The organism is Aquabacterium sp., from assembly GCF_041915145.1.
Classification (GTDB): Bacteria; Pseudomonadota; Gammaproteobacteria; order Burkholderiales; family Burkholderiaceae_C; genus Aquabacterium.
The window spans coordinates 1-3,172 of record NZ_JAYSBZ010000144.1; the positions used below are offsets into that span (position 1 = coordinate 1).

The 3,172-nt window shown below is 60.6% G+C and carries 4 protein-coding genes; 1 reads left to right on the forward strand and 3 read right to left on the reverse strand.

Translation table 11 applies throughout. From position 1 onward, the window contains the following. Positions 1-452, reverse strand: a 452-nt coding sequence (locus tag ACE3SS_RS15185; protein WP_374595395.1) for a copper ion binding protein, incomplete at its 3' end; no start/stop codon positions are given. A gap of 235 nt (positions 453-687) precedes the next feature. Between ACE3SS_RS15185 and ACE3SS_RS15190 the strand changes: the two genes are divergently transcribed. Then, positions 688-1,044: a metalloregulator ArsR/SmtB family transcription factor gene (locus ACE3SS_RS15190; protein ID WP_015912826.1), complete on the forward strand. Its 357-nt coding sequence runs from the start codon at positions 688-690 to the stop codon at positions 1,042-1,044. Positions 1,045-1,153: 109 nt separating this feature from the next. On the opposite strand, the gene lpdA is transcribed toward ACE3SS_RS15190, so the two are convergent. Both lpdA and ACE3SS_RS15200 read right to left on the reverse strand, forming a co-directional pair. Further along, a complete protein-coding gene (gene lpdA / locus ACE3SS_RS15195) occupies positions 1,154-2,581 on the reverse strand; it encodes a dihydrolipoyl dehydrogenase (RefSeq protein WP_015912827.1) in 1,428 nt (475 codons plus the stop codon). A gap of 105 nt (positions 2,582-2,686) precedes the next feature. Then, positions 2,687-3,085 carry a hypothetical protein gene (locus tag ACE3SS_RS15200; RefSeq protein WP_015912828.1) on the reverse strand — a complete coding sequence of 133 codons (399 nt, stop codon included), beginning with the start codon at positions 3,083-3,085 and terminating at the stop codon, positions 2,687-2,689. Between the last annotated feature and the right edge of the window lie 87 nt (positions 3,086-3,172).

Here is a 3,172-nt window from a genome sequence, read left to right on the forward strand (position 1 = left end):
TGCATGCCAGTATCGACCGGGCTTGCCTCGTAGCCGACCTTATCGACAGCAGCGATCAGATCCTGCACGGACGCCACACCGCGTACGGTAGCGCGCTCGGTCGCCAGGTTGACCACAGCCTCAGTGACGCCCGGTACCGCCTTGAGCGCCTTCTCGACGCGGCCCACGCACGAAGCGCAGGTCATGCCTCCGATCGCCAGCTCGATGGTGCCCTGAGGCACGTCGTACCCTACCTTCTCGATCGCCTGGATCAGCGCCATGCGATCGACAGGACGGTTCAGGCGAATGTCCGCTCGCTCGGTGGCGAGATTGACAGACACGCTTGCCACGCCCTCGACCTTGGCAAGGGCGGCCTCGACTCGGCCGACACAGCTTGCGCAGGTCATGCCCTCGATGGGCAGGCTGATTGCCGCTGCTTGGGCGCCAGCACTACTCGTTGTTGCCATGCTCATGGTGTGCTTCCCATAGTTGAAATTCGACATGGAGGGAGCTTAGGGTTTACCATCGTGGGAAGGTCAAGCGCTTTTTCGGATGCTGTCAGGTTTCAGAAATGACCCGGTGCACGGGGAACGGAGGCCTTGCCTGCCAGGCTCGCACTGGTTCTTTGCTGCGCGCGCCTAAGCGGCCGCTGCCTTGTTAATTCTGAAGGGCGAAAACAGCCATTCGAGGTTAGGAAATATTTTAAAAATGAATACAAGTAAGCCATTCAGTACCCCACCGAAGGGTCCCAGCGCCGATTTGGAATCGCTGTCACAGAATGACGTGACCATCTTGGCTGAGACATTCCGCCTCCTGGGTGACCCGTCCCGGCTGAGAATCATGCTGTGCTGCATGAAAGGCTCTTCCTCGGTCGGGGACATCGCTGAAACCCTCGAACTCTCGCAGTCGCTGGTGAGCCACCACCTGCGGCTGCTGCGCGGTGCTCGCCTGGTCAAGGGCGTGCGCCAAGCCAAACAGATCTTCTATGAGGTGGCGGACAAGCACGTGAACCAGGTGCTGCTGGATATGGCCACCCACATCGCGGAAGACCACAACGACGAGTAACTGTTGGGCATAGCATGCCGTTGCGGCGTGGCCTACGTTCCATGGCGATATGCGCCCCACCGCCCGCAGCTGCGTTCGGTGAGGTGGTTTGGATGCCGCTTCCGATCAATCAGAAGTTGAGCGCGCGCTTGTCCACGGCCAGCGAGGCCTCTTTGAACGTCTCGGAGAGGGTCGGATGGGCAAAGCAGATGCGGGCGATGTCTTCGCTGCTGGCCTTGAACGCCATGGCGATCACGGCCTCGGCCACCAGTTCACTGGCCTGCGGGCCGACCACATGCACGCCGAGTATCTCATCAGTGGCAGGATCGGCGATCACCTTGACGAGGCCCGGCGTGTCGCCCAGCGCACGCGCGCGGCCATTGGCCATGAACGGGAAGGAACCGATTCGATAGGCGGTGCCCTGCTCTTTGAGCTGCTGCTCGGTGCGGCCTACCCAGGCAATCTCTGGGCTGGTGTAGATGACGTTGGGGATCGTATTGAAATCGACGTGACCGTGCTGGCCGGCAATGCGCTCGGCCACTGCGACACCTTCCTCTTCCGCCTTGTGCGCCAACATCGGGCCACGCACCACGTCACCGATGGCCCAGATGCCGGGCACACTGGTGCGGCATTCATCGTCCACCAGCACGGCGCCGCGCTCATCCAGTTGGAGTCCCACGGCGGCCGGATTCAGGCCTTCGGTGTTGGGCACACGGCCGATAGCCACGATCACTTTGTCTGCCTGCAAGGACTGCGTCTGGCCCTGGCTGTCGGTGTAGTGAATAGTCACGCCAGCCTCGGTTGCATTGACTTCGCGAACCTTCGCACCTAGTTCGATCTTCAGGCCTTGCTTGTCGAACGCCTTCTTCGCCTCCTTGGCGATGGCTTGGTCGACGATTGGCAGGAAGCTGGGCAAGCCTTCGAGGATCGTGACATCCGCCCCCAGGCGGCGCCAAACGGAGCCCAGCTCCAGGCCGATCACGCCGGCACCGATGACGGCCAACCGATCGGGCACGGCCGCGATGTCCAGCGCGCCGTCGTTGGAGAGCACGACCCGCTCATCGAACGGTAGGTTGGGGAGTGGCCGCACGTTGGAGCCTGTGGCAACGATGATCTGCTTGCCCACCAAGGTAACAGCCTCATCGGCGGCGACGCTCACCTCGAAGCCACCATCGACAGTCCTGGTGAAAGACGCCAGGCCGTTGAAAAACTGGACCTTGTTTTTGCGGAACAGATAAAGGATGCCTTCGTTGCTGGACTTCACGACCTGATTCTTACGTTCCAACATCGTGGTCACATCCATGCGCAGATCACCCGTGGAGATGCCGTGCGTGCCAAAGTGGTGCTTGGCTTGTTCAAAGTTCTCTGACGACTGCAGTAGCGCTTTCGAAGGGATACAACCGATGTTGTTGCAGGTGCCGCCAGGTGCTGGCTTTCCGTCCTTGTTCTTCCAGGCATCTACACAAGCGACCTTCATGCCTAATTGGGCAGCGCGAATGGCCGCGATGTATCCGCCTGGGCCGGCACCGATAACAATGACGTCGAAATGCATTTCCATGATTTACATCTCCAAAGTTTTTGAGGAAATAGTGAGCGCCTATGTCGCGCCTTTTGTCAGGTGGTCGCCAGATTACAGCTCGTTCCCTGACGATCACGTTGAACACTACGGCAGAACGAACCGGGCGCTCGCGGTATTGCCCCCACGTTCGACTTGGACGACGGCCTTCGTGCCCTTGGCTGCGGCGAAGGTCCCGCTGCCTTCGAGGCGGCTTCCGTCCGCGGCAGGCGTGAGTTGCACCTCCTGCTTTTGTGAGCCGGTCAACAGTGTGAGCTTGGCTTTGGTGTTGCTTACATTGACCTGCTTGCCGTGGTCGCGCAGGTAGAGTTGCGCTGCTGCGGGCTGAACGACCAACTCGTAGTCCACGTCCCGGACTTCGGTCACGACGCCACCATGCAGCGGCTTGTGGTCATGCGCGTGGTCATGGTCGCCTGCGGCGAAGGCGGTGACGGATGCCAGGGCGAGGGCGGTGCCGGCCGTGAGGGAACGAAATCGAACAGACATGAAAGCTCCTATAGGGTTACGGTGGTTGAAATCGGGTGACAGAAGGCGTTGCATCAGAATGCCTCCGCGTCGCGGTCGTCCAGCAGG

Coding starts and splice junctions, on each gene's coding strand:
- ACE3SS_RS15190 (WP_015912826.1), top strand. CDS start 688: ATGAATACAAGTAAGCCATTCAGTACCCCACCGAAGGGTCCCAGCGCC.
- lpdA (WP_015912827.1), bottom strand. CDS start 2,581: ATGGAAATGCATTTCGACGTCATTGTTATCGGTGCCGGCCCAGGCGGA.
- ACE3SS_RS15200 (WP_015912828.1), bottom strand. CDS start 3,085: ATGTCTGTTCGATTTCGTTCCCTCACGGCCGGCACCGCCCTCGCCCTG.